This is a genomic window from Kribbella jejuensis, assembly GCF_006715085.1.
Taxonomy (GTDB): domain Bacteria; phylum Actinomycetota; class Actinomycetes; order Propionibacteriales; family Kribbellaceae; genus Kribbella; species Kribbella jejuensis.
Genome location: NZ_VFMM01000001.1, coordinates 385,705 through 409,953, shown reverse-complemented (window position 1 = coordinate 409,953; position 24,249 = coordinate 385,705). Strand labels below are relative to the sequence as shown.

The window sequence follows — 24,249 nt, the reverse complement described above, 5'->3', positions numbered from 1 at the left end:
GGTCGTACGCCCGCCACGCGCCCGGCCGTACGACCTGAATCGCCTGCGCGGGCGGGGGGCCGCTGGCGGGGTTTTTGGTCGCTGGCGGGTTTATAGCACGCCAGGGCTGAAACAACCCGCCAGCCGCCAGGGCTGAAACAACCCGCCAGCCGCGGAGCGCGCGGGGGAGGTTTGTGAGGGTGCCGGGTCGGGAAGCGCCTCACGGCGCGTGGCCGCTCGTAGCGGCTTATTTTGGGACCCGGGGCTTGCACCGGCCCGGCACCTCGAACAGTGTAGCGGGTGCTCAAACGCCTTGTCCTGTTGGGATTCGGCTATAGCACCGGTTGGGCGAGCGTGCAACTACCAGAGTTGTCCGGCGCGTTCCGAGCGGGCCGCGGTCTGCAGTTGTTCTGCGGTCTCGACCAGTTTGGCGGCGGAGAGTACCTGGTCGTGGCCGTCGTCGGCGAGGTGGGCGCGGCCGGTGGCGATGATGCGGGCGAAGGCGGCGGCGCGGTCGAGGGTGGTGGCGAAGTCACCGGTCGCGACGCCGCGGAGTACGGCGTCGACCATGTCGCGGACCTCGCGCGGACCGGGAGGTTCCGCGACACCGGCGACGACGGCGTGGACCTCGGCGTACGAACGCCCGGTGGTGAACTCACGCGAGACCTCGTCGGCGTTGGCGTGCACCCAGGAACGCAGGACGTACAGCCGCCAGAGTGCGCCGGGTAGCGAGTCCGCGGGGGAGTCGGACCACAGTTCGGCGAGCTCGTCGAGGCCGTACTCGTCGGCGAGTTTGACCACCCGCGCGTGCACCTCGGCGTCCTCGGACTTGCGCACCCCGCGGACGAGCAGTTCGGCGGTCCGGTGCGCGGCCTCGGTCACGGTCGCCGGGTCGGCGGCGCCGGGCAGCGACTCGAACAGCTTGTTGCCGGGCATGATCGGCCGACGCGGATTGGGGGTGGTCACGGCCTCCATGGTGCCTGACCGCACCGACACCCGCATGCCGACCCGCGAAATCGGGTTGCGGCGCCGGACCGTCCGCCTGGTCTACTGATCCCGTGATTCCTCTCGACGACTCTCCGCAGGCGGTCGCGCTCCGCACCGCGTACGACCAGCAGATCCGCACCCGCCCGGGCAGTGCGAAGGGCGGCAGCGTCGACCACCTCGGGCACCTGATCCGTAGGACCGGCTTCGAGGGCGACGGCTTCGTCCAGTTCCTCGGTGGCGTCGACGGCGCCGAGCTCGACCAGCTGATCGCCGACCAGGTCGCGTACTTCTCCGAACGGCAGGCCAAGTTCGAGTGGAAGTACTACACCCACGACCTGCCGGCGGACCTGCCGGACCGACTGACCCGAGCCGGGTTCGTACCGGAGGAAGAGGAATGCCTGTTGATCGGCGATGTCGCCGAGCTGCCGACCGAGGTCGTGCTGCCGGAGGGCGTCCGCCTGCGCGAGATCACCGAGCGCGCGGATCTCGAGCGGATGCAGGCGATGGAGGAAGAGGTGTGGGGCTACTCACACGACTGGTTGCCGGACGCGTTGAGCCGCGCGATCGCGGACGACGATCCGGCCACGGTGATCGTGGCGGAGACCGACGAGGACGACCCCAAGGTGGTCTGCGCGTCATGGGTCCGGTTCCACACCGGCACCGACTTCGCCTCGCTGTGGGGCGGTTCGACGCTCGCGGAGTGGCGCGGCAAGGGCATCTACCGCGCGCACGTCGCGTACCGCCGGAACCTGGCGGCCGAGCGCGGGTACCGGTACCTGCAGGTCGACGCGTCGCCCGACAGCCGCGGCATCCTCGCCCGCCTCGGCCTGCGCCCGGTCTCGGTGACGATCCCGTACATCTGGAAGCCGTGAGTACGCTCGACACATGGCAGGCGCGGGGAAGGCCAACGGCAAACTGGCGAAGAACCTGGTGAAGTACGGCGTGCGGTACGGGCCGCTCGTCGTCGAGGCCGTGCGGCACGGGCGGGAGCCAGCGCAGCAGGCGGTGCAGGCTGCGTGGGCGAAGCGGACCGCGCGGCGTAAGGCGTTCGAGCATGCGACGACGGTCCGCGACGGCACCCTGCTCAAGGTGATCAAGGACGGGCAGGCGATCTTCTTCGTGTTCTCCGGCGACGCGATCGTGACGACGTACCCGGCCGTACCGCAGGCGAGCTACCCCGAGCTGCTCCGGCACGCGGACCTCGACAAGCGCGAGACGCCCGTCATCGTGCCTTCGCGCAAGCCGCACCTGCCGAGGGTCCGCCGGAAACGTTGACGCGGGCGTAACATCCCGGACCCGGCCGGGCAACACCTCCAGCGCACAGTGGGAGCACGTTTCCACGAGGGAGGGCGTCCGCATGCTCTGGAAGATCAGGACCGAACTCGCCGACCGGCCCGGTGCGCTGGCCGAACTCGCTGCACGGTGTGGTGCGGACGACATCAACATCCTTCACCTGGAGGTCTTCACCTCCGAGAACGGTGCGATCGACGAACTGGTCGTCTCCACCGGCGTCGGCTGGACCGCCGACGATCTGACCAAACTGGCCGCCGAAGCGGGGTGTGCCCGGACGACGGTCCGCCCGTGCCAGGCCGACGTACTCCACGACGCCCCGACCCGGTACCTGCGCGCCGTCCTGCGCCTGATCGACGACCCGGTGTCCGTCGACGACGAACTGGGCAACCTGCAGGGGTTCGACGAGTACACGCCCGCCGAGTGGGCGCGGGCCGACGTACTGGTGGAGATCGCCGGCCGGCTGGCCGAGCGGCTGGAGACGCCGGAAGGTCCGCGGCCCGGTTCTGCCGTACCCGTACTGAGGACGGCGACCGTCGACGACGCCGAGGCTGTCGTCGCGATGCACGACCGCTGCTCGTACGAGAGCCGCACCCGCCGGTACCACGTACCGATGCCGAAGCTCACCGCCCGCACAGCGCGGCACCTGTCCGCGCCGGCCGGTGGCGTGTCGATCGTCGCGTGCGTTGACGACGCGGTGATCGGGATGGCGACGGCCGCGCCGTGGGAGGAGCTGGGCAGTACGACGATGGAGGTCGCCGTACTGGTCGAGGACGGTTGGCAGGGACAAGGCCTCGGGCTGCGGCTGCTCCGTGAGGTCGTCAACGGAGCCCGCGCGCTCGGCGCCGACCGGGTGGTGTGCATGGTGCAGCCGGAGAACACTGCGATGCTCCGCACCCTGGAGCGGTTGCGGATGCGATCGCGGGTGGTGCAGGACGGCGACAGCCTGATGGTCAGTGTCGCTCTGTCCGACCGGAGCCTGTCGCATGCGGTGGATCGGGCCGGAGTGCAATATCGTCTGAACCGTGCCACCCCTTCCCACCGGTCGCAACCCCCACGGTCTGCTGGTCAACCTGCCCGCGAGCACACGCTCGCCGCTCTTTCAGCTCTTCAGCCGATTCCTGGTCGCGCTGGGGCTGCTGGCAGTGATGGTGCTGATCGTGGTGATCGACCGTGACGGGTACCGGGACAGCTACGACGGCAAAGTCGGGCTGATCGACAGCATCTACTACGCAACGGTCACGCTCACCACGACCGGGTACGGCGACATCACTCCGGTGTCGCCCGGCGCCCGGCTGGTGAACGCGTTCATCGTGACTCCGCTGCGGATCGCGTTCCTGGTGGTTCTGGTCGGTACGACACTGGAAGTGCTGGCCAACGAGGGTCGCCGGATCATGCGCGACACGCGCTGGAGGAAACGGATGAAGGACCACACCATCGTCGTCGGCTACGGCACCAAGGGCCGGTCCGCGGTGCACACGCTGCTGAGCAACGGCGTGAAGCGCGACAACATCGTGGTGATCGACCCGCGGGCGCAGGCGATCGGTGACGCGGGCAACGACCAGATGGCCGCCTTCCACGGCGACGCCACGAACCGGACGGTACTGCGGCGCGCCGAGGTGGTGTCGGCCCGCGAGGTGATCGTGACCACGGACCGGGACGACTCCGCCGTACTGGTCACGCTGGCCGTCCGGCAACTGAACCCGAACGCGCACATCGTGGTCGCGGTCCGGGAGGAGGACAACGTCCCGCTGCTCCGGCAGAGCGGCGCGGACGCGGTCGTCACGTCGTCGGAGGCGGTCGGCCGGCTGCTCGGCCTGTCCGCCGTCAGCCCGAACCTCGGCGAGGTGATGGAGGACCTGCTGACCTACGGCGAGGGGCTCGAGGTCGCGGAGCGCCCGGTGCTCGGCCGCGAGGTCGGGAAGCCGCCGTCCGCCGTTCCGGACCGGGTGGTCTCGGTCGTCCGCGACGGCAAGGTCCATCGGTACTACGACAGCAACGTGTCGGTCCTTGCCGCCGGCGACAAACTGATCGTCGTACGCCCGGCCAAGGAAACCCCTTGGGCTGAACGCCCCGGCGCCGACGAGGACGAAGACTAAGAGGGCGTCTGAGGACGCCCCTGAGTGCCAGCTGAGAACTGTATCCACCTATTGACACTGGGTGACAGCGAGGATTAAGCCTGGCTTGTTGCACCGACGGCGGCCCAACTAGGGGGGCCCTGCGCCGTCGCCGGCCCAGCCTGGGCCCCCTGTGCGGGGTGGAGGCGCGCCGATGCGCAGATCGAGTTATCGGTGGAGAAATCGCTGGGGTATAGGGGCCGCGGTCATCACACTCGCGATCGCGATGATGCCGGCTCTGGGGTGGCAGGCAACGGCCGCGGCTCCGGCTCCGACCGGGGTCAAGCCGAACGCCACCAACATGCTGGACTGCAACGGGTTCAGCCCGAAGTACAAGGCGGTCAAGCACGGCCTCGGCGGCCTGTGTACCGACCCGGTGAAGGTGGACAAGAACGGAGTGCCCTGGCGGTTCGAGGACAACGAGCACTACATCGGCCACGACGAACCGTCGGTGAAGTTCATCTCCAGTCGACCGGGAAGTGCCAACGACATCACGTACTTCATGCGCCTGTCCAAGGACCCGAAGGCGAAGCCGACCGTCAACAGCACGAAGGTCAGCAGGTACGCCGAACTCAGCCCGGCGCCGTGGTTCGGACTGCCGATGTGCGACCCGAAGTCGTACCCGCAGAACCCGTGCACACCGGACAGCGACACCAACAGCTCCGCGATCAACAACCCGAACAGTGCGGGTTCGGCCTTCCTGGAGCTGCAGTTCTACCCACCCGGGTTCGCGCCGTTCATCGACAGTCCGAGCTGTGACGCGAGCCAGTGGTGCGCGGCCCTGACCATCGACAGCCTGGCCTGCACGTTCGGGTTCGCGACCTGCAACAACAACTGCATCGAGCCCGTGAACTTCTCGTACCTGCAGACCGACGGCGTGCCGCCCGGTCCGCCGAGCCCGCAGCTCACCGACGTGTCGACGCTGACGCCGAACAGGAAGACGCTGAAGATGCACCAGGGCGACGTACTGCGGGTGGTGATGCGCGACACAGCGCACGGCCTACTTGCCGAAGTCAACGATCTCAGTACCAGGCGAACCGGCTGGGTCGTGGCGTCCGCGGCCAACGGCTTCATGAACACGAACATCGCGGACTGCACCGGAACGCCCTTCGACTTCCACCCGGAGTTCAGCAGCGCGCAGCAGCAGAACCAGGTACCGTGGGCCGCGCTCGAGGGCGGCGTGCTGATGCAGGACGAGCTCGGTCACTTCGAGGCGTGCAACAGTGTCTCGAGCCGGTTGCCGGTCAACGACACCTTCCCGAACGGTCAGAGCTTCTCCGATCCGAACGTGTACCAGGTCTGCAACGGTGGCAACGAGGGCAGCGGTTCGGGTGAGGGTCCGTGCGACCCGGCGACCGGGATCTGCCAGAACGCGACCACCGAGACCGGTGCCGCGTGCCCGACCAACGATTCGGCGTCCGGGGCCAACTGTGAGTTCTCCGGCGCCAACTGCATGATCGCCGGGCCGCGGATCACGCTCGTGAACGGCAAGGTGGTGATCGAGAAGTGGCCGATCGCGGGATGCCAGGAGAATGTCTTCCAGAACGGCGATCTCGACTTCGACGGGACGTCGTACCTGGCCGACTGGCCGGACGGGTCGGCCGGCCATCCGACCTCGTTCGAGTATCTCGGGCCGTTCACCGGCGGCGGGCATCCGTATCCGTCGGTGCAGTTCGAGACCAACGTGGGCGCGTCGGAGATCCTGTGCAACACCATCACCGGTGCCGGCTGTACGGTGCCGCCGGTAGGCGCGGCGTTCTACCCGTTCTGGTCCCTCGGACGGTCGTCGCTCGGTGGCCACTCGGGTCTGTGCGTCTGGAACTTCGGCAACGTGATCCCGAACCGGACGAAGACGACCTTCGGCAAGACCGCGCAGTACGGTACGCCGGACCTCGCCCGCTTCGGCGGGACGTCCACGAGTCCGGTACTCCCGAACCCACAACTCAGCACCCGCTGCTGACCCGCACCTGACAGGGGACCCGAGCACCCACCGGTCGTTCGAGGCCGGTGGGTGCTCGAGGTTGTGCTGGGGGCGGGTGACGGTTTATCGTCGGCTCTGTAAACGATTACAAGAACGATTACAGGAGGTCGGCGTGAGTCGTCCGACGATTGCTGGGGTGGCCCGCGCGGCGGGAGTCTCGGTGGCGTCGGTGTCGCGCGTGCTGAACGGGCTGCCGGCCACCGAGGAGATGACCGAGCGGGTGCAGCGTGCCGTCGCCGAGCTCGGGTACGTGCCGGATGCGCGGGCCCGGTCGCTGAAGGTGGGGCGGACGTTCCAGCTCACGCTCGCGGTCGCCGACGTCGGTAACCCGGTGTACGTGACGATGATGCGCGCGGTCGAGGAGGTCGTGTCCGCGGCCGGGTATCGGCTGGTGGTGACGACGACCGGTCCGGACGTGGTCGACGAGGTCGCGCTGGTGCGCGGGATGGCGCGCGGGTACGCCGACGGCCTGCTGATCAGCCCGATCCGCGTCGACGAGGACCTGATCAAGTCGATCCGCGAGTGTGAGGTACCCGTAGTAGTCGCCGGTAGCGTGCCGTCCAAGGCAGGCGTCGACACGGTACGCGCGAACTCTCCGAAGGGCATGCTGCTCGCCGTCGACCACCTGACGTACTGCGGCAGGCGGCGCATCGCGTTCCTGAACGGCCCCGCCGACACAGTCCCCGGTGCTGCACGCGCGAAGGGTTTCGCCGAGGCCCTGAAAGCCCACAACCTCCAGCCCGTCGCCGCGGTCGAGGCGACCGACTTCACTTTCGCTGCCGGCCGCACCGCAGCACCGGAACTGCTGAAGAGTGCCGGGTTCGATGCCGTGATCTGTGCGAACGATCTGCTCGCCGTGGGGTTGATGCACGAGTTGGCGGCGGCTGGTTTCGACGTACCGAACGATGTTGCGGTGGTGGGGATGGACGACAGTGAGCTGGCTGAGCAGAGTTTTCCGCCGTTGACTAGTGTGAATCTGGGCTCGGCGGAGCGGGGGCGGCGGGCGGCTGAGTTGCTGTTGGCAAGGATCGAGGACAACGAGCGGGCGCCGCGGCGGATCGTCGTACAACCCTCGTTGAGTATCAGGAGGAGTACCCCGTGACGGCTACCCTCACCGCGCCACCACAACTGAACAGGAAGAAGCAGGGCAAGCCGAAGCAGAACCGCGAAGCGATCCTGCTGTTCCTGCCCGCGTTGCTGCCGGTGCTGATCCTCAGCGTCTACCCGCTGATCCGTGGTATCGCGCTCGGCTTCACCAACGCCCGCGCCGGCCTGCACGTCGAGAGCAAGTTCGTCGGCTTCGACAACTTCGCCAAACTCCTGCACAACAACCTGTTCTGGGACTCGTTCCGGATCGGCGTGATCTGGACGCTGTCGGTCACGATCCTGCAGTTCGTCGCCGCGCTCGGCCTCGCGCTGCTGCTCAACACGGACCTGAAGTTCCGTGGCGTCGCCCGGACGCTCGCGCTGATCCCGTGGGCGATGCCTCCGGTGGTCGTCGCGATCATGTGGCGGCTGCTGCTACACCCGACGAACGGCCCGGTCAACGAGATCCTGCAGAAGCTGCACCTCACCGACCACCCGATCAACTTCCTCGGCGACTTCAGCACCGCGCTGCCGGCCGTGATCGTGGTCGGCATCTGGGTCGGTATGCCGATGACCACGGTCACGTTGCTCGCCGGGCTCCAGGGCATCGACCGCACGCTGTACGAAGCGGCCGCGGTCGACGGCGCCGGCGCGTGGAGTCAGTTCTGGTACATCACGCTGCCCCAACTGCGGACCGTGATCGTCGCGATCACCAGCCTCGACATGATCTGGAACTTCAACTCGTTCGGCCTGGTCTATGTGCTGACCGCGGGGGGACCGGGCGGCAAGACGATGCTGCCGATGCTGTTCGCCTACAACGAGGCGTTCCGCTACGGGAACTTCGGGATGGCTGCCGCGATGGGCGACGTGATGGTGGTCATCATCATCCTGTTCCTGTTCTTCTACCTCCGGAACCGCCTGCGGAGCGAAGCATGAGAACCCGGCCGACAACCCGCGTCCTCCAGTACGTCGCCGTCCTCGCGTATCTGGTCTTCCTCGGCTTTCCGCTGCTCTGGTTGATCTCCAGCTCGTTGAAGTCACCGCAGGAGTTCGCGAGCATCACCCCGTCGATCCTGCCCAAGCACGTCGAGTTCTCGAACTACTCCGACGCGCTGACCGAGCAGGGCCTGATCCGCGGTCTCGGCAACAGCCTGCAGATCTCGATCTACAGCACGATCCTGGTGCTGATCGTCGCGCTGCCGGTCTCGTACGCGCTGGCGCGTTTCCGCAGCCGGCTGCGACCGCTGACGAACGGCTGGATCCTGGTCAGCCAGGTGTTCCCGGTGATCCTGATCGTGATCCCGCTGTTCATGATCCTTCGGCCCCTGCACCTGACCAACACCATCCCCGGCGTGGTGATCGTGTACATGGTCTGGTCGCTCCCGTTCGCGCTGTGGATGCTGCAGGGGTACGTCGCCGCGGTACCGCGGGAGCTCGAGGAAGCCGCGTCCGTGGACGGCGCGTCACGGCTGCGCACGATCGTTTCGATCGTGATGCCGCTGCTCCGGCCGGGGCTGATCGCGACCGCGATGTTCACCTTCATCTCGGCGTGGAACGAGTTCTTCTTCGCGCTGGTCCTGTTGCAGGACCCGCAGCTCAAGACCCTCCCGTTGGTGCTCGCCCGCTTCGTCGGTGCCGAGGGCCAAGTGCAGTTCGGGCCGCTCGCCGCCGCCTCGGTACTCGCGACCGTGCCAAGTCTCGTGTTCTTCGCCTTCCTCCAGCGTCGGCTGACGTCCGGCCTGCTGAGCGGCGCAGTCAAAGGTTAGGAGAGATGATGAAAAAGGTCATGACCGCGTTGCTCGCGGTGGGGGCGCTGGTGACGCTCGCCGCGTGCGGGGGCAACAGCAACGACAACAACAGCAGCGGCTCGGGCAGTTCGAACGAGAAGGTCACGCTCAAGTTCCAGAGCCTCGCCTTCCAGAAGAGCACCGTCGCGGCGACCAAGAAGATCGTCGACGACTGGAACGCCGCCAATCCGAACATCCAGGTCGAGTACGTCCAGGGCAGCTGGGACTCGGTGCACGACCAGCTGGTGACCCAGTTCCAGGGCGGGACCGCACCGGACATCATCCACGACGAGTCCGCCGACATCACCGGCTTCATCAACCAGGGCTACCTCGCGGACCTCTCGCCGTACCTGAGCCAGCAGACCAAGGACGCCGTCTCGCAGGGCGTCTGGGACACCACCTCGAAGGATGGCAAGATCTACGGCGCGCCGACGCTGCTGCAGTCGTACGTCGTGTTCGGCAACACGGCGCTGCTCAAGGCCGCGGGGGTCAACGCGACCGGTGATTCGCTGAGCTGGGACGACTTCGCCGCGGACGCGAAGAAGCTGACCAAGCCCGGCAAGTTCGGTCTCGGCTGGGGCCTGAAGAGCCCGACCGCGACGATGCTGAACCTCGGCCTGAACTTCGACGCGAAGTACTTCGAGGGCAGCGGCCAGGACGCGAAGGCGACCGTCGGTGACGCCGAGCTCGAGGTGCCGAAGCGGATCCACGCGATGGCCTACGACGACAAGTCGATCGACCCGACCTCGCTGACCCTGGGCGGTACCGACGTGCTGCCCGGGTTCTACGCCGGCAAGTACGCGATGATTGTGGCCGGCAACTACGTCGCGCAGCAGATCCTCTCCGAGGCGCCGAAGGGCTTCCAGTGGGAGGTGCTGCCGCCGCTGAAGGGCACCAGCACCAAGCAGGCCGCGAACCCGCAGACGCTGTCGGTGCCGGCCGAGGGCAAGCACATCGAGCAGTCCGCGAAGTTCATCGACTTCTTCATGAAGGCCGAGAACCTGGCCGCGGTCGGCCAGGGCGACCAGCTGATCCCGAGCACCCAGGCGGCCCGGGACGCGATCCAGAAGGCGACCGGCGGGAAGAACGGCTGGCAGCAGACGCTTGCCTCCGGCACCGAACTGACCAAGGCGCCGTTCCAGAGCGTGGACAACTACCCGAAGTGGAAGGACCAGATCGCGACGCCGGCGTTCCAGGAGTTCCTGGCGAACAAGACCGACCTCGCGACCCTGGGCAAGAAGCTGAGCGACGGATGGGGTCAGGTCAACAACTGATGTCCCTGCTGGAAGAGAAAGCAGTCGGAGTCCTCGCCGGTTCCGCGGTCGGTGACGCGATCGGTGGAGCCGTCGAGGGCTGGACGCCGGAGGCGATCCGGGAACGGCACGGCGGCTGGGTGACCGGCATCGTCGGCCCGTGGTACGAGGACTGGCGGACCGCGCGTCCGATCGCCCCGTACCACAAGGGCGACGGGCACATCACCGACGACACGTTGATGACGCACGCCCTGGTCGAGGTGTACGACGAACGCCGTACCCACCTGGACGCCTACGCGGTGGCCGAGTCGCTGGTGCCGAAGATGCTGAACGGGACCCGCTGGGTCCCGGAGCTCGAGGCGGACGCGCTGCTGTTGCAGCGGGTGTTCCTGGCCGAGAAGTGGTTGGTCGCCCGCCTGCACTACGGGCACGTCGACCCGCGCGAGGCCGGCGTCGGCAACATCGTGAACTGCGGCGCGGCGATGTACATGGCGCCGGTCGGGATCGCCAACGCGGGCGATCCCGAGGGCGCGTACGCCGAGGCGCTGGACGTCGCCGGGGCACACCAGTCGAGCTACGGGCGGGAGGCGGCCGGGGTGTTCGCGGCCGTCGTCGCCGCAGCGATGGCACCCGGCGCGACGCCTGAGTCCGCCGTTGAGGCCGGACTGCGGCTGGCCAAGGACGGCACTCGGAGGGCCGTCGAGGCGGTCGCCGAAGCGGCCTCTGGAGTCACCGACTGGGAGGAGGCGATCCCGGTACTGCGGAAGGCAATCGAGCCGTACGACCTGGTCGGGCCGAACTACCGCGAGCTGTCGATGGACTCCCGGCGGCCGAGTCGTACCAAGTCGATCGAGGAGCTGCCGGTTGCGCTCGGGTTCGTACTGGTGTCCGAGGGTGACGTACGGCGGGCGGTTCTGGGCGGGACGAACTACGGCCGGGACGCGGACTCGATCGCGTCGATGGCCGGTGCGATCACCGGCGCGCTCCAGGGCGCGGGCGGCGTGCCCGAGGAGTGGGTGACAGACGTTGCCGAGGCGAGTAAGACGGAGCTGCTGGAGCCTGGCCGGGTGATGGCGGGGGTCGCGCAGGACATCCGGGCGGCTGACGCCGAGCGCTGGGCGCGACGGAACGCGGCGCTGGACGGTCTGACGCGATGACGAAGTGCTGGAGGAACTGAAGCGATGAGATTGTCGTGGGTGCAGCCGGAGGATCTGCTGCCACATCAGTTGGTGCAGGCGCGGTCCGAGGGCATCGACGTCACCGACGTGCAGGCGCGCTGGATCGCCGCCGGCGGTACGACGGACGCGCCGGTCTCCGGTGCCACCGACGAGCCGGCGCCACCCGCGCTGCGCGCGCTCGCGAAAGAGCTGATGGAGGTGCTCGACACCAGGACGGGGGGCTGGCACGAGCCCACCATCCCGGACGTGCCGAAGCTTCCGGGGCAGGCCGACGAGACTCGCACTCTGAACGCCTGGCTCGGCCGCTGCGCCGGCAACCTGCTCGGCAAGCCGGTCGAGAAGATCCCGCGCGAAGGCATCCGGGAGATCCTGGTCAGCTCGGACCAGTGGCCGCTGTCGCAGTACATCACCGCGGTCGGCGTACCGGACGACGTCCAGCAGCGCTGGCCGTGGAACCGGCGGTCGAAGCCGACCAGTCTGCGTGAGGTCATCGACGGGATGCCCGAGGACGACGACATCAACTTCGCCATCCTCGCGCTGCTGATGATGGAACGCTTCGGACCCGGGCTGAGCACCGAGGACGTGGCGCAGAGCTGGCTCGAGGAGCTGCCGACCGGCCGCGTGTTCACCGCCGAACGTGTTGCCTACCGCAACCTTCTGGAAGGTGTCGAGCCGGCCCGCGCGGCGGTGGTCGGCAACCCGTTCCGAGAGTGGATCGGCGCGCAGATCCGGACCGATGCGTACGGCTGGGCGCATCCCGGCGACCGTACGGCGGCCGCGCGGCTCGCGCTCGTCGACGCCCGGCTGAGCCACACCGGTGCCGGTGTCGACGGCGCACTCTGGGTCGCCGCGATGTCGGCTGCCGCGCTCGTCCTGGACGATCCGGTCGAGGCCGCGACCGCCGGTCTGGCGGTGATCGGCGAGCACGGCGCGATCGCCCGCGCGGTCCGCTTCGGACTGACGCTGGCCGACGCCAAGCTCGACGAGGCGCTCGACGCCTTGCACGCGGAGTACGGCGATCTGCACTGGGTGCACGCGGTGAACAACACCGCGCTGACCGCCTATGCTCTGACGGCTCCGGATTTCGGTAGCGCGATCGGCCGGGCGGTGATGGGTGGCTGGGACACGGACTCGGCCGGTGCCACCGTCGGCGCGGTTTTTGGCGCGACGCGCGGGGTTCCGGCAGAGTGGTCCACACCACTGGACAACCGGGTGACCACAAGTCTCCCGGGGATGAACCAGATCGCGATCGACGAGCTGGCGCGGCGGACTGTGGAGGTGGCCCGGGGTGGAGCCTGACGTTGTCGTAGTAGGAAGCGCGAACGTGGACCTGGTCCTGCCGGTCCAGCGCATCCCGCGCCCGGGTGAGACGGTCCTGGCCGGGCTGATGACCCGCGGTCCGGGTGGCAAGGGCGCGAACCAGGCAGTCGCGTCCGCCCGCGCCGGCGCCCGTACGGCGATGGTCGTGGCGCTCGGCGACGACGAGGGCGGCGCTTTGTTGCGGGATGCGCTCGACGGCGTCGACCTGTCGCTTGCGACCACCAGCGACGCCCCGACCGGTACGGCGATCATCACCGTCGACGAGACCGGCGAGAACGCGATCGTCGTCGCACCCGGCGCGAACGGCGAGCTGACCTTGTCCGCGGAGGCGCTGGCCGCTGTCGGTCGGGCGAAAATCGTGCTTTCCCAATTGGAGATCCCGTTCGCGACCGTGCAGTCCGCGGCCGCCGCGTCGGCGTACTTCATCCTGAACGCAGCCCCGGCCGCGGAGCTGTCCGACGACCTGCTCGCCGAGGTCGACCTGCTGGTGGTGAACGAGACCGAGGCCGAGGCGATCGCCGGGCCGGACCGGTCCGCGCTGCTCAAGAAGGTCCCGGCCGCGGTGGTCACGCTGGGCGGTGCGGGCGCGGTGATCCTGACGCAGAACGCCGACGAGATCGAGGTTCCCGGCGTACCCGTCGAGGTGGTCGACACGACCGCCGCGGGGGACACGTTCTGTGGAGTGCTGGCGGCGACCCTCGTTACCGCGTCAGCTAACGACTCGATCACGGCAAGCGACCTGACGAACGCGGTCCGACGCGCTAACGTTGCTGCTTCATTGAGTGTTCAGGCGGCGGGGGCGATTCCTTCGGTGCCTCACGGGGATGCAATCGACGCGCATTATGCGGAGGTATACCTGTGAATCCGCTCGAACCCCGGCCCATCGACCTTCCGGCGACGGTCGAACTCGGGCCCGGGGCCGACCTGTCCTTCCTGGACGACGCCAAGATCCTCGGCGCCCCGGAGGACCCGTCCGAGCTGCCACGCTGGCGCGCCCGGCTGGCCGAGTGGCGGTACGGCGCCTTCGAACGGACCCGGTACGACGGGTCGCACTACGAGGAACCCGGTCGCGAGTGGACCCAGACGGCGTACTCGGTGGCGCTCGTCTGGCTCTGGGACGACCTGCTGTACAACGTTGACACCGGCGAGTTCACGCCGGAGAGGTTCGTCGAGCACGGCATCGCAGAGTTCGGCGGGTACGACGCGATCGTGCTCTGGCACGCGTACCCGGTGATCGGGATCGACGACCGGAACCAGTTCGACTTCTACCGCGACGTACCGGGTCTGCGGTCGTTGATCGACGACCTGCACCGGCTCGGGCTGAAGGTGTTCTTCGACTACAACCCGTGGGACGTGGGCACTCGCCGGGCGGCTCGTTCGGACGCGGACGAGTTCGCCGCGCTGGTCAGCGACTACGCGGTCGACGGTGTCTTCCTGGACACGTTGAAGGAGGGCGATCCGGCCTTCACCCGTGCGCTGCGCGCGGCGAATCCGGCGATCGCGTTCGAGGGCGAGTCACGGTTGCCGATGGCAAGGATCAGCGACCACGCGCTGTCCTGGGCGCAGTGGTTCGCCGACACGCACGCGCCCGGCGTCCTGCGCGCGCACCTGTTCGAGCGCCGGCACATGATGCACCACACCCGCCGGTGGAATCGGGACCACAGCGACGAGCTGCAGTCGGCGTGGGTGAACGGCGTCGGCATGCTGGTCTGGGAGTCGGTGTTCTCGGCCTGGGTCGGCTGGAACGCCCGCGATCGCGCGACGCTGCGCCGCATGGTCGCGGCGCAGCGTGCGTTCGCACCGGTGCTGATCGGCGGCGACTGGATCCAGCTGACGCCGGAGATCCCGGAGAAGGCCCGCGACCACGGCGTCTACGGGTCCCGCTTCGATCTGGCCGACATCACGTTCTGGACGCTGATCAACCGCGACGAGGAGGACTTCGAGGGCATCGTGCTGCGCTCGGAGGACCAGGTCGGGGACTGGTACGACGTGACGTCGGGCGTCCCGATCACCGCGGACGACGACGGCGTCCACCTGGTCGTACCGGGCCGTGGCGTGGCCGGGATCGTGCGGGTCGGCGCGACCGCCGGCGCGTCCTGCCGGGCCACCGCGCGCCGGCTCGGCACGATGCCGCGGGAGCACGTCCGCGAGTCCGCGTTCCCGATGCGCCCGGCGGCCTTGGTCCCCGTACCGACTGTGTCCGGTGAGGCTGCGATCGGTGCGACGGTCGACGTACTGGCCGGGGAGCGCACTCTGACCGTGCGGCACCGGCGGCGGGAGACCGGGCTGTACGACACCGCGCCGTACGTCGAGGAATGGAAGCCGCTGCCGCCGCGCCTGCACGACATCCAGACCGTGACGCGCGAGGTCTCGCTGCCGGGGGTCTCGGTGGCGGTCGCGGAGGTGACCAACGCGGAATACCTCGAGTTCCTGCAGGCGACCGGTTACCGGCCGCTGGTTGCGAACCGGTTCCTCAAGCACTGGGCCGACGGCGCGCCGGTGCCCGGGACCGAGGACCAGCCGGTGACGTACGTCGACCTTCCGGACGCGCGGGCCTACGCCGCCTGGCGCGGCGGCCGCCTGCCCACTGAGGACGAGTGGCAGGTCGCGGCGGGGATCGACGGCTTCCGGCGGCTGGAACCGCTGGTGTGGAACCTGACCGAGAGCGAGTACCGCGACGGACGCAGCCGGTTCTGCATCCTGAAGGGCGGCTCGCACTATCGCGCCGAGGGCTCCGACTGGTACGCCGACGGCGGTCCGCAGGAGCCGGAGGTCAGCTTCAAACTGGTGCTCACCGGCGGCGGCCTGGACCGCTCGTCGAGCATCGGTTTCCGGTGTGCCGGATGAGGCCTGCTCCGCTCGAGGGCGTGAAGGTGCTGGAGGCGGCGACGCTGTTCGCGGGGCCGCTGGCGGCGACCTTCCTCGGCGACTTCGGTGCCGACGTCACGAAGATCGAGCACCCGTCCCGGCCTGATGCCGCGCGCACGCACGGCGCGTCGAAGGACGGGGTCGGGCTGTGGTTCAAGACCCTGGGCCGGAACAAGCGGCTCGCGACGCTGGACCTGTCCCGTGGTCGCGACGTGTTTCTGTCGCTGGTCCGTTCGCATGACGTTCTGGTGGAGAACTTCCGGCCGGGAACGTTGGAGCGCTGGGGTCTCGGGCCGGACGTGTTGCTGGAGGCGAATCCGCGGCTGGTGATCGCGCGGGTGACCGCGTTCGGGCAGGTCGGGCCGTGGTCCCGGCGGCCCGGATTCGGGTCGCTGGCGGAGGCGATGAGCGGGTTCGCGGCGGTGACCGGGGAGCCGGACGGTCCGCCGACGCTGCCGCCGTTCGGGCTCGCGGACGGGATCACCGCGCTGGCCACCGCGTACGCCGTACTGGTCGCGTTGCGTGAGCGGGATCGCTCCGGGGCCGGGCAGGTGATCGACATGGCGATCATCGAGCCGATCCTGATGATGCTCGGCGGCGGCATCACGGCGTACCAGCAGACCGGGTACGTGCAGCCGCGGCTCGGGAACCGGTCGTCGAACAACGCCCCGCGGAACGTGTACAAGACGGCCGACGGTCGGTGGGTGGCTGTGTCGACCAGTTCGCAGAGCATCGCCGAGCGGGTCGTCACGCTGGTCGGGCGTCCGGACCTGGTCGCGCAGCCGTGGTTCGCGACGGGCCGGGAGCGGGCGGAGCACGCCGACGAGCTGGACGACGCGGTCGGGTCGTGGATCGCGGAGCGGCCGCTGGAGCTCGTGATGGAGGAGTTCGAGAAGGCCGAGGCCGCGGTCGGGCCGGTGCACGACATCCGCGGCATCGTCAGCGATCCGCAGTACGCCGCGCTCGGGACGATCGTCAGCGTCGACGACGACGAGCTCGGCGGGCCGGTGGCGATGCAGAACGTGTTGTTCCGGCTGTCCGAGTCGCCGGGGGAGATCAAGTGGGCCGGGCGGCCGCACGGCGCGAACACCGACGAGGTGCTCGCCGAGATCGGCGTCACGCCCGACCAACTGGCGGCCCTGCGCGCGGCCGGCGTGGTGTGACATGCTGACCGCACTGTACGTGCCGGCCAACCGGCCGGACCGGTTCGCGAAAGCTGTTGCCGCGGACCCCGATCTGGTGGTGTTCGACCTGGAGGACGCGGTACCGGTCGCCGACAAGGCGGACGCCCGCGGCTGGGCGGTCGCGTGGGTGGCCGCGAATGCGTCGGGTCCGGTGGAGATCCGGGTGAACGCGTTGCATTCGCCGTGGATCGCGGACGACCTGGCCGCGATCTGCGCCGTCCCGTCGGTGCGGTTGCGGGTGCCCAAGGTGGAAAGCGCCGCCGACGTGCACGCCGTACTGGAAAAGGTGCCTTCGGCAAGGATCACGGCCCTGATCGAGTCGCCGTTGGGGGTTGAGCGAGCCTTCGAGATCGCGACCGCCGACCCGCGGGTGGTAGCGGTCGCCCTCGGCGAAGCGGACCTGTCCAGCGCACTGGGAGTCGACAGCCCCGCGGGTCTCGCCTGGTCACGCGCACGACTCGTCTCAGCCTCCCGAGCCGCCGGTCTGGGCGCCCCGATGATGTCGGTCTACCCGAATGTCCACGACCTCGACGGTCTGCGGAAGACCTCACAGGAAGGCCGGGCGCTCGGATTCGTCGGCCGTACCGCGATCCACCCTCGGCAGCTGTCGACGATCGTGGAAGCGTTCACGCCGACGCCCGCGCAGGTGACGGCGGCGGAGGAGCTGCTGGCAGCAGTAGAGAAGGCCGATGTGACGAACGGCGGCGTCCTGGTGCTCCCAGACGGCCGGATGGTCGATCCGGCGATGATCGGCCGCGCCCGCGAGGTCACGGCGTTGATGCGAGAGATCGAATCCCGGCGCTGATGCGGACCTGCGCCACTCACCAAGCCGCGGCCGTCTCGCGTGCGCACGCTCAGCAGGCGGTCCGACACGCGCTTCGGCGCACGTTGGTGAGTGCCACAGGTCCGGCGACGACCGTCGGCTAAGGTCGTAGGCATGCTGCCGCGCAGTGTTGATGCCGTGGTGATCGGTTCCGGGCCGAACGGGCTGGTGAGTGCGATCACGCTTGCCGACGCGGGCTGGGACGTGCTCGTCCTGGAGGCCGCCGACACGTTCGGTGGGGCCGTCCGGTCGGCCGAGGACGGCGGCTGGATCAGCGATCGTTTCAGTTCGAACTACCCGCTCGGGGTCGCGTCGCCGGTGATCCGCGCGCTGGAGCTGGAGAAGTTCGGACTGAAGTGGTCGCACGCGCCGCTCCCGCTGGTGCATCTGCTCGACGAGGACGGCGCCGCCGCCGCGATCCACCCGGACCCGGAGGACACCGCGAAGTCGCTCGGCGCGGAGCACCCCGGCGACGGTGACGCCTGGTTGCGGCTCTACCAGCAGTACGTGTCGATCCGCGAGCCACTGCTGAACGCGCTGCTCACCACCTGGCCGCCGGTCGGCCCAGGGCTGAAGCTGGTGCGCAAGCTCGGCTCGGCAGGGGAGCTGCTGCGGTTCGCGCGGTTCATGGCGATGCCGATGCACCGGATGGGCCAGGAGCTGTTCGACGGGCGGCAGGGACCCGCGATCCTCGCCGGGAACGCGCTGCACGCCGATGCCCCGCTGGCAGGCAGCGTCAGCGGCACGATGGGCTGGCTGCTCGCGATGCTGGCGCAGGATGTCGGGTTCCCGGTGGCGGCCGGCGGCTCGTCCGCGCTGTCCGGCGCGCTCGTACGCCGGGCCGAGCGGGCCGGGGCGCTCCTCGTCCGGGGCCTGCCGGTGACCGGTGTCGACGTCTCCGGTGGCCGCGTCACCGCCGTACGGACTGGTTCGGGCGAGGTCGTCACCGTCGAGCGGGCTGTGATCGCGGATACCTCCGCGCCGGTCCTGTACGGCAAACTGTTGCCGGAGGCACTCATTCCGGCTGGGTTGCGGCGGGACCTGGACGAGCGCTTCGAGTGGGACTATCCGACCGTCAAGCTGAACTTCCGGCTGAGCGGGCCGATCCCGTGGAAGGCGGTCGAGGCGCACTCGGCCGGCGTCGTCCATCTCGGCGGTACGGCGGACGACCTGGTGCACCTGTCGGCCGACCTCGACACCGGGCGAGTGCCCTCGCAGCCGTTCCTGCTGATCGGGCAGACCACGAAGTCCGACGCGTCGCGGTCGCCCGCGGGCGCGGAAGCCGTCTGGGCGTACGCGCATCTGCCGCGCGGGATCGCCGACGACGCGTCCGCGGAGAAGCTGGCCGGGCGGATGGAACGCGCGATCGAGCGGTTCGCGCCCGGGTTCGGTGACCTGGTGGTCGGGCGCGACCTGCAGCGGCCGTCCGGGCTGGAGTCAGCGGACGCCGCGCTCGGCTTCGGTGCGCTCGGTGGCGGGACGATGCAGCTGCACCAGCAGTTGGTGTTCCGGCCGACGATCGGCCTGGGCAGCGCGCGGACGTTCGTCGACGGCCTGTACCTCGGCAGCTCGGCGATCCACCCCGGGGGCGGTGTCCACGGCGCGTGCGGTCACCTCGCCGCTCGTACCGCGCTCCGCGACGCGTCGTTGCTCGGCCCGTTGACCCGCAAACTTCCGACCGCCGCCCTTCGCCACCTCCAGCGCTGACGCCTTAGGGTCGGGGGATGCGGTTGGACGAGGCAGTGTGCAGGGCGCGCGTCGCGGCAGGCCGGGTCGGCCGGTTGGCGACCGTCGGGGCTGACCTGCGCCCGCACCTCGTCCCGGTGACCTACGCCGTCCACGGCGACGAACTGTTCGTCGCGGTCGACCAGAAGCCGAAGTCGACGACCGCGCTGAAGCGGTTGCGGAACATCGCGGCGCACCCGGAGGTCGCGCTGCTTGTGGACGAATACGACGAGGACTGGACGCATCTGTGGTGGGTCCGCGTGGACGGGGCGGCGCACGTGGTGCCCGAGAACGCGTCGGCAGTCGGACTGCTGGTCGCCAAGTACCCGCAGTACGAGGCCGATCCGCCGCAGGGTCCGGTGATCGTGATCCGGGCTGACGGATGGTCGGGCTGGTCGTATCAAGGGGAGTGACATGGACCAGTTGTTGAGGGAGCTCGCGCCCCAGGTGCTGGGGTTCCTGGCGCGGCGGCACGGGCAGTTCGACCTGTGCGAGGACGCCGTACAGGAGGCGCTACTGGCGGCGGCGACGCAGTGGCCGGTGGACGGCGTACCGGCGAATCCACGCGGCTGGTTGATCACGGTCGCGACGCGGCGGCTGACCGACGCGTTCCGCAGCGAGAGCGCGCGGCGGCGGCGCGAGGACAACCTGGCGGCGATGGCCGGACCGGAGGAGTTGGTTGCCCCGGGCGCCGATGTGGACGAGATGCCGGACACCGACGACACGTTGACGTTGCTGTTCCTGTGTTGTCACCCCGCGGTTACACCCGCATCCCAAGTGGCGTTGACGTTGCGGGCCGTCGGCGGTCTGACGACGGCGGAGATCGCCCGCGCCTTCATGGTGCCAGAGGCAACGATGGCGCCGCGGATCAGCCGGGCGAAGAAGAGCATCAAGGCGGCCGGCAGCCGTTTCGAGCTGCCGCCGGAAGCGGAGCAGGCCGACCGGCTGCGCGTCGTACTGCAGGTGCTCTACCTGATCTTCAACGAGGGCTACACGGCCAGCTCGGGGGAGGAGTTGCAACGCGTCGAGCTGACCGCCGAGGCGATCCGGCTGGCGCGCATGCTGCGTACGGCGCTGCCGGACGACGGCGAGGTGGCGGGGCTGCTCGCGTTGATGCTCCTCACCGATTCCCGGCGTGCCGCCCGGACGACCGCGGACGGTGGGCTGGTACCGCTCGACGAGCAGGACCGCTCGCTGTGGGACCGCGAGCAGATCCGCGAGGGCGCCGACCTGATCCTGCACACGCTGCAGCAGGGCACGGTCGGCCCGTACCAGCTCCAGGCCGCGATCGCCGCCGTCCACGCCGAGGCCCCGAGCGCGGCCGAGACCGACTGGCGCCAGATCCACGCCCTCTACCTGGTCCTCGAGAAGTACGCCCCGAATCCGATGGTCACGCTCAACCGGGCCATCGCCCTGGCCCAGATCGAAAGTCCGCAAGCTGGTCTCGACCTCCTCGACACCATCGCCGACGACAAGAACATCAGCGAAACCCACCGCCTCGACGCGGTCCGAGCCCACCTCTACGAACGCCTCGGCGAACCGGTGAAAGCCCGCGACCACTACCTGGCCGCAGCCCGCCGCACCACCAGCCTCCCCGAACAGCGCTACCTCCAGGCCAAGGCTGACAAGCTCTAGGTGCTGACGCGGCGGCCGGTTTTGTGGGATTCGATGGCGGCGTGGGCCAGTTGGAGGGCTCGGCGGCCGGCTTCGGCGGGGACGGGTGGGGGGTTGCCGGCTTTCAGGGACTGCAGGAGCGCGTCTACGTGGCGGTCGAAGGTGGCGGCGAAGGTGCGGGATTCGTCGTCGAAGTAGGTGGAGTGCCAGCGTTGTTCTACCGGGTCGCCGGGTTTGGAGAAGGTCAGCGCGCGGACGGTGTCGTGGATGACGAGGCGGCCCTCGGTGCCGTTGATCTCGATGTGTTGGGTGTCCGGGTAGGCGTACGACGAGTCGTACGTGCCGAGCATCGTGCCGACCGCGCGGTTCTCGAAGTCGAGTGCCAGCGCGATCGTGCTGAACGCGCCGTACGTCTTGTTGGTCATGTGCGCGGACACGGCGGAGATCGGCCCGACCAGGTGTTCGAGCATGTCGAAGCCATGGCATTGCGTCTCGATCAGGTTCGCGTGCGGGGAGTTGCCATGGTTGGCCTCGCCGCCGAAGCGCCAGGTCGCGAAGATCAGGTCACCGAGCTCGCCGGCGTCGATCAGCGCCTTGGCGCGCTGGACGGGTTCGGCGTACCGGTGGTTGAAGTTGATCGCGAAGAAGTTGCCTCCGGCATCGTTGAGCAGCGTGTCGGCTTCTGCGAGATCGAAGACCAGCGGCTTCTCGACGAGCAGTGGGATACCGGTGTGGACGAGCTTGAGCGTGACCTCGTAATGCTCCTCGTTCGGCAGGCAGACCGTGATCAACTCGGGCCGCTCGCGCTCCAGCATCAGGTCGAGGTCCGTGTACGGCGTGGTGCCGTACTTGTCCGCGCGCGCCCGGGTGCGGTCAGGCGTACGGCCGACAACGGCGACCAGTTCGGTGTCCTCGCGCCGGGAGAAGATCCGGGCGTGGTGCTCGCCCCAACCGCCGGCGCCGACGACCGCGACCCTCATACGGCTCCCTCCTGCGTGACGACGACCTTGCCGGTCTCGCCGCTCATGAACAACCGGAACGCCTCAGCGATGTCGGCGACCGGGAAGCGATGACTGATCACCTGGGAGATCAGCTCCTGGTGCTCCGAGAGCAACGCCAGATTGCCTGGCAGTTCGTCGTACCGGAAGTACTCGCTGCCGAGCACCGCGTGCTCCGGGCTGATCAGATCGTCGGACACGTTCAGCGTCAGGCCTTCGCCGTGCCCGACGCAGATCAGCGCCCCACGCTTGCTGATGATGTCGAGCGCCGCGCGTCGGGCGGACGCCTTCCCGGACGCGTCGAACGCGATGTCGGGGTTCCCCGCCGCCTGCAGATTGCCGACCATCAACGGAATCGCCCCGAACGACTCCGCGAACTCGAGGCGCCACCGGGACAGGTCGGAGATGTAGACCGGCACGTCGGCGCCGTACGTCAGTTTGCTCATCACGGTCAGCCCGAGCCCGATCGGCCCGGCGCCGGCGATGTACACACTCTCCACGTCCTGCCGGACCAGCGCAGCGCGGCCGAGCGCGTGGCTGCTGGTGCCCATCACGTCGAGCAGCATCGTGGCGTTGCCGATCTCGATGTCGTCAGTGATCGGGAAGAAGTTCGACTCGTGGACGATTTCGTACGGGCCGTAGCCGCCGTCGTGGGTGAACCCCATGTCGGCGCGTTTCGCGAAGCACTGGTTGGTGGCGCCGTACCGGCAACTGCGGCACCCGCCGCAGAAGTCCATCAGGAACACGGCGCCGCGAGTGCCAACGGCGGTGTTTGTGCCTTCGCCGGTGACGATCACGGTGCCGGCCGCTTCGTGGCCGGGTACGACGGACGAACCGTCGTAGTACTGATGCCGATCGGTGCCGCAGAGTGCGTTGGCCTGGACCGCGAGCAGCAACTGCCCGGGGCCGGGATCGGGGTAGTCGTGGGCCGCGAACTCGATCTTTCCGGCTCCGGTGAACGTCGGGGCGAGGGCGGTGCGCGTCATGCTGCCGGAATTTACTACGTAGCAAATCCAGGCCACAAGAGCTCGCACGGGTCAGCGGGTCGAGCTCTCCCGGAGCCGGAGCTCGTAACCGGCCATGCGGTGCTGCGGTACGTGGTCCTCGGCGAGCTGCTCCTCGAGCAGGTCCAGCGCGCTGGCGGCGATCTCGTCGAGCAGCGGCGCGACCGTACTCAGCGTCGGCGTCGACAACCCGGACTCGACGATGTCGTCGAACCCGATCACCGAGACCTCCCGCGGCACGTCGACCCCGCCGCGGCGCAGCGCCCGGAGCGCACCGAGCGCAGCCGAGTCGTTCATCGCGAAAATGCCGTCCGGCTTCAGACCCTTGAAGGTACGCGTGACCGCGACGGCCGCGTCGGCAGTGGTCCAGTCGCAGTCGACGATCAGCTCGGGATCGACGTCCAGGCCGTGCTTCTTCAGGGCGGCCTGGTACCCCTGGCGGCGCAACTGGTACGACCTGCGCGGGCCGCGGTTCGCGCCGAGCAGCAGGATCCGCCGCCGGCCGGTGTCGAGCAGGTGCGTCACCGCTTCCTGGGCGGCCTCGCGGTTCTTGATGCCGACGTGGTCGATCGTGCTGCCCGGTTCGCGGTCGCCGATCAGGACGACCGGATGGGCGCCGCGTCGGTCGCCGCGGCCGAGCGAGACCGCGCTCATGATCACGCCGTCGGTGAGGATGTCGCCGCCGCCGCGGAGCAGTTCGAGTTCGGTCTCCCGGCGACCGCCCGTGGTCTCGACGAGGACCGTCGTACCGCGGACCCGGGCGGCGCCGACGATCGCTTCGGCGAGGTCGGCGAAGTACCGCTCGCGGAAGGTCGGGACGGCCAGGGTCACGGTGCCGGTCCGGCCGGTGCGCAGCCGGCGGGCGGCGGTGTTCGGGCGGTACCCGAGCGCGTCGAGGCTGGCCTGGACTCGGGCCCGGGTCGCTGGGGAGACGTGGACGTAGTTGTTCACCACGTTCGAGACGGTCCGCTGCGAGACACCCGCGTGCCGCGCCACGTCGGACATGCTGACCGCCATTGCGTCAGGTTATCAACGGCTAGGCGTGACCTGGGTTG

At 69.1% G+C, this 24,249-nt stretch carries 22 protein-coding genes; 18 read left to right on the top strand and 4 right to left on the bottom strand.

The annotated features are described in order from the left end of the window. Positions 1–339 precede the first annotated feature (339 nt). A complete protein-coding gene (locus FB475_RS01915; protein WP_238331904.1) occupies positions 340–954 on the bottom strand; it encodes a hypothetical protein in 615 nt (204 codons plus the stop codon). An 83-nt stretch (positions 955–1,037) separates the two neighbouring features. Between FB475_RS01915 and FB475_RS01910 the strand changes: the two genes are divergently transcribed. From FB475_RS01910 to FB475_RS01825, 18 genes are all read left to right on the top strand, one after another. Then, positions 1,038–1,838: a GNAT family N-acetyltransferase gene (locus FB475_RS01910; RefSeq protein ID WP_141851938.1), complete on the top strand. Its 801-nt coding sequence runs from the start codon at positions 1,038–1,040 to the stop codon at positions 1,836–1,838. Between the two features lie 13 nt (positions 1,839–1,851). Beyond that, entirely contained in the window at positions 1,852–2,241 is a 390-nt protein-coding gene (locus tag FB475_RS01905; protein WP_141851936.1) for a hypothetical protein, read from the top strand. A gap of 82 nt (positions 2,242–2,323) precedes the next feature. Next, entirely contained in the window at positions 2,324–3,433 is a 1,110-nt protein-coding gene (locus FB475_RS01900; protein ID WP_141851934.1) for a GNAT family N-acetyltransferase, read from the top strand. Beyond that, positions 3,405–4,355, top strand: a complete 951-nt coding sequence (locus FB475_RS01895) for a potassium channel family protein (protein WP_141857754.1) — start codon at positions 3,405–3,407, stop codon at positions 4,353–4,355. Before FB475_RS01900 ends, FB475_RS01895 begins: the two co-directional genes overlap by 29 nt. A 172-nt stretch (positions 4,356–4,527) precedes the next feature. After that, the gene (locus FB475_RS01890; protein ID WP_141851932.1) at positions 4,528–6,333 is read left to right on the top strand and encodes a hypothetical protein; all 1,806 of its coding nucleotides are present in this window, start codon (positions 4,528–4,530) and stop codon (positions 6,331–6,333) included. A gap of 133 nt (positions 6,334–6,466) precedes the next feature. After that, positions 6,467–7,456, top strand: coding sequence for a LacI family DNA-binding transcriptional regulator (locus FB475_RS01885; RefSeq protein ID WP_141851931.1), 990 nt, complete (start codon positions 6,467–6,469; stop codon positions 7,454–7,456). Continuing rightward, positions 7,453–8,376, top strand: a complete 924-nt coding sequence (locus tag FB475_RS01880; protein WP_202878235.1) for a carbohydrate ABC transporter permease — start codon at positions 7,453–7,455, stop codon at positions 8,374–8,376. Before FB475_RS01885 ends, FB475_RS01880 begins: the two co-directional genes overlap by 4 nt. Next, entirely contained in the window at positions 8,373–9,206 is an 834-nt protein-coding gene (locus FB475_RS01875) for a carbohydrate ABC transporter permease (protein WP_141851929.1), read from the top strand. Before FB475_RS01880 ends, FB475_RS01875 begins: the two co-directional genes overlap by 4 nt. A gap of 5 nt (positions 9,207–9,211) precedes the next feature. Continuing rightward, on the top strand, positions 9,212–10,501 hold the full coding sequence (locus tag FB475_RS01870; RefSeq protein WP_141851927.1) for an ABC transporter substrate-binding protein: 1,290 nt from the start codon (positions 9,212–9,214) through the stop codon (positions 10,499–10,501). Continuing rightward, positions 10,501–11,637 carry an ADP-ribosylglycohydrolase family protein gene (locus FB475_RS01865; protein WP_141851925.1) on the top strand — a complete coding sequence of 379 codons (1,137 nt, stop codon included), beginning with the start codon at positions 10,501–10,503 and terminating at the stop codon, positions 11,635–11,637. The genes FB475_RS01870 and FB475_RS01865 overlap by 1 nt, the downstream gene beginning before the upstream one ends. A gap of 24 nt (positions 11,638–11,661) precedes the next feature. Further along, complete coding sequence (locus FB475_RS01860) at positions 11,662–12,957, top strand: ADP-ribosylglycohydrolase family protein (protein ID WP_141851923.1); 1,296 nt, start codon at positions 11,662–11,664, stop codon at positions 12,955–12,957. Beyond that, positions 12,947–13,840 (top strand): ribokinase, encoded by an 894-nt coding sequence (locus FB475_RS01855; protein ID WP_141851921.1) that lies wholly within the window; start codon positions 12,947–12,949, stop codon positions 13,838–13,840. The genes FB475_RS01860 and FB475_RS01855 overlap by 11 nt, the downstream gene beginning before the upstream one ends. After that, a complete protein-coding gene (locus tag FB475_RS01850) occupies positions 13,837–15,825 on the top strand; it encodes an SUMF1/EgtB/PvdO family nonheme iron enzyme (protein WP_141851918.1) in 1,989 nt (662 codons plus the stop codon). Before FB475_RS01855 ends, FB475_RS01850 begins: the two co-directional genes overlap by 4 nt. Beyond that, positions 15,822–17,009 (top strand): CaiB/BaiF CoA transferase family protein, encoded by a 1,188-nt coding sequence (locus FB475_RS01845; protein WP_141851916.1) that lies wholly within the window; start codon positions 15,822–15,824, stop codon positions 17,007–17,009. Before FB475_RS01850 ends, FB475_RS01845 begins: the two co-directional genes overlap by 4 nt. A gap of 1 nt (position 17,010) precedes the next feature. Beyond that, a complete protein-coding gene (locus FB475_RS01840; protein ID WP_141851914.1) occupies positions 17,011–17,835 on the top strand; it encodes an HpcH/HpaI aldolase/citrate lyase family protein in 825 nt (274 codons plus the stop codon). 132 nt (positions 17,836–17,967) lie between these two features. Further along, the gene (locus FB475_RS01835) at positions 17,968–19,560 is read left to right on the top strand and encodes a phytoene desaturase family protein (protein WP_141851913.1); all 1,593 of its coding nucleotides are present in this window, start codon (positions 17,968–17,970) and stop codon (positions 19,558–19,560) included. Positions 19,561–19,577: 17 nt separating this feature from the next. Next, complete coding sequence (locus tag FB475_RS01830) at positions 19,578–19,991, top strand: TIGR03668 family PPOX class F420-dependent oxidoreductase (RefSeq protein WP_141851911.1); 414 nt, start codon at positions 19,578–19,580, stop codon at positions 19,989–19,991. Position 19,992: 1 nt separating this feature from the next. Next, entirely contained in the window at positions 19,993–21,213 is a 1,221-nt protein-coding gene (locus FB475_RS01825) for an RNA polymerase sigma factor (RefSeq protein WP_141851908.1), read from the top strand. Here FB475_RS01825 and FB475_RS01820 read toward each other — a convergent pair. The 3 genes from FB475_RS01820 to FB475_RS01810 are packed head-to-tail and all read right to left on the bottom strand — an operon-like array spanning position 21,210 to position 24,211. After that, positions 21,210–22,172, bottom strand: coding sequence for a Gfo/Idh/MocA family protein (locus tag FB475_RS01820; RefSeq protein ID WP_141851906.1), 963 nt, complete (start codon positions 22,170–22,172; stop codon positions 21,210–21,212). The genes FB475_RS01825 and FB475_RS01820 overlap by 4 nt on opposite strands. Next, a complete protein-coding gene (locus FB475_RS01815; RefSeq protein WP_141851903.1) occupies positions 22,169–23,176 on the bottom strand; it encodes an alcohol dehydrogenase catalytic domain-containing protein in 1,008 nt (335 codons plus the stop codon). Before FB475_RS01815 ends, FB475_RS01820 begins: the two co-directional genes overlap by 4 nt. Positions 23,177–23,227: 51 nt before the next feature. Continuing rightward, positions 23,228–24,211, bottom strand: a complete 984-nt coding sequence (locus FB475_RS01810; protein WP_141851901.1) for a LacI family DNA-binding transcriptional regulator — start codon at positions 24,209–24,211, stop codon at positions 23,228–23,230. Positions 24,212–24,249: the final 38 nt, after the last annotated feature.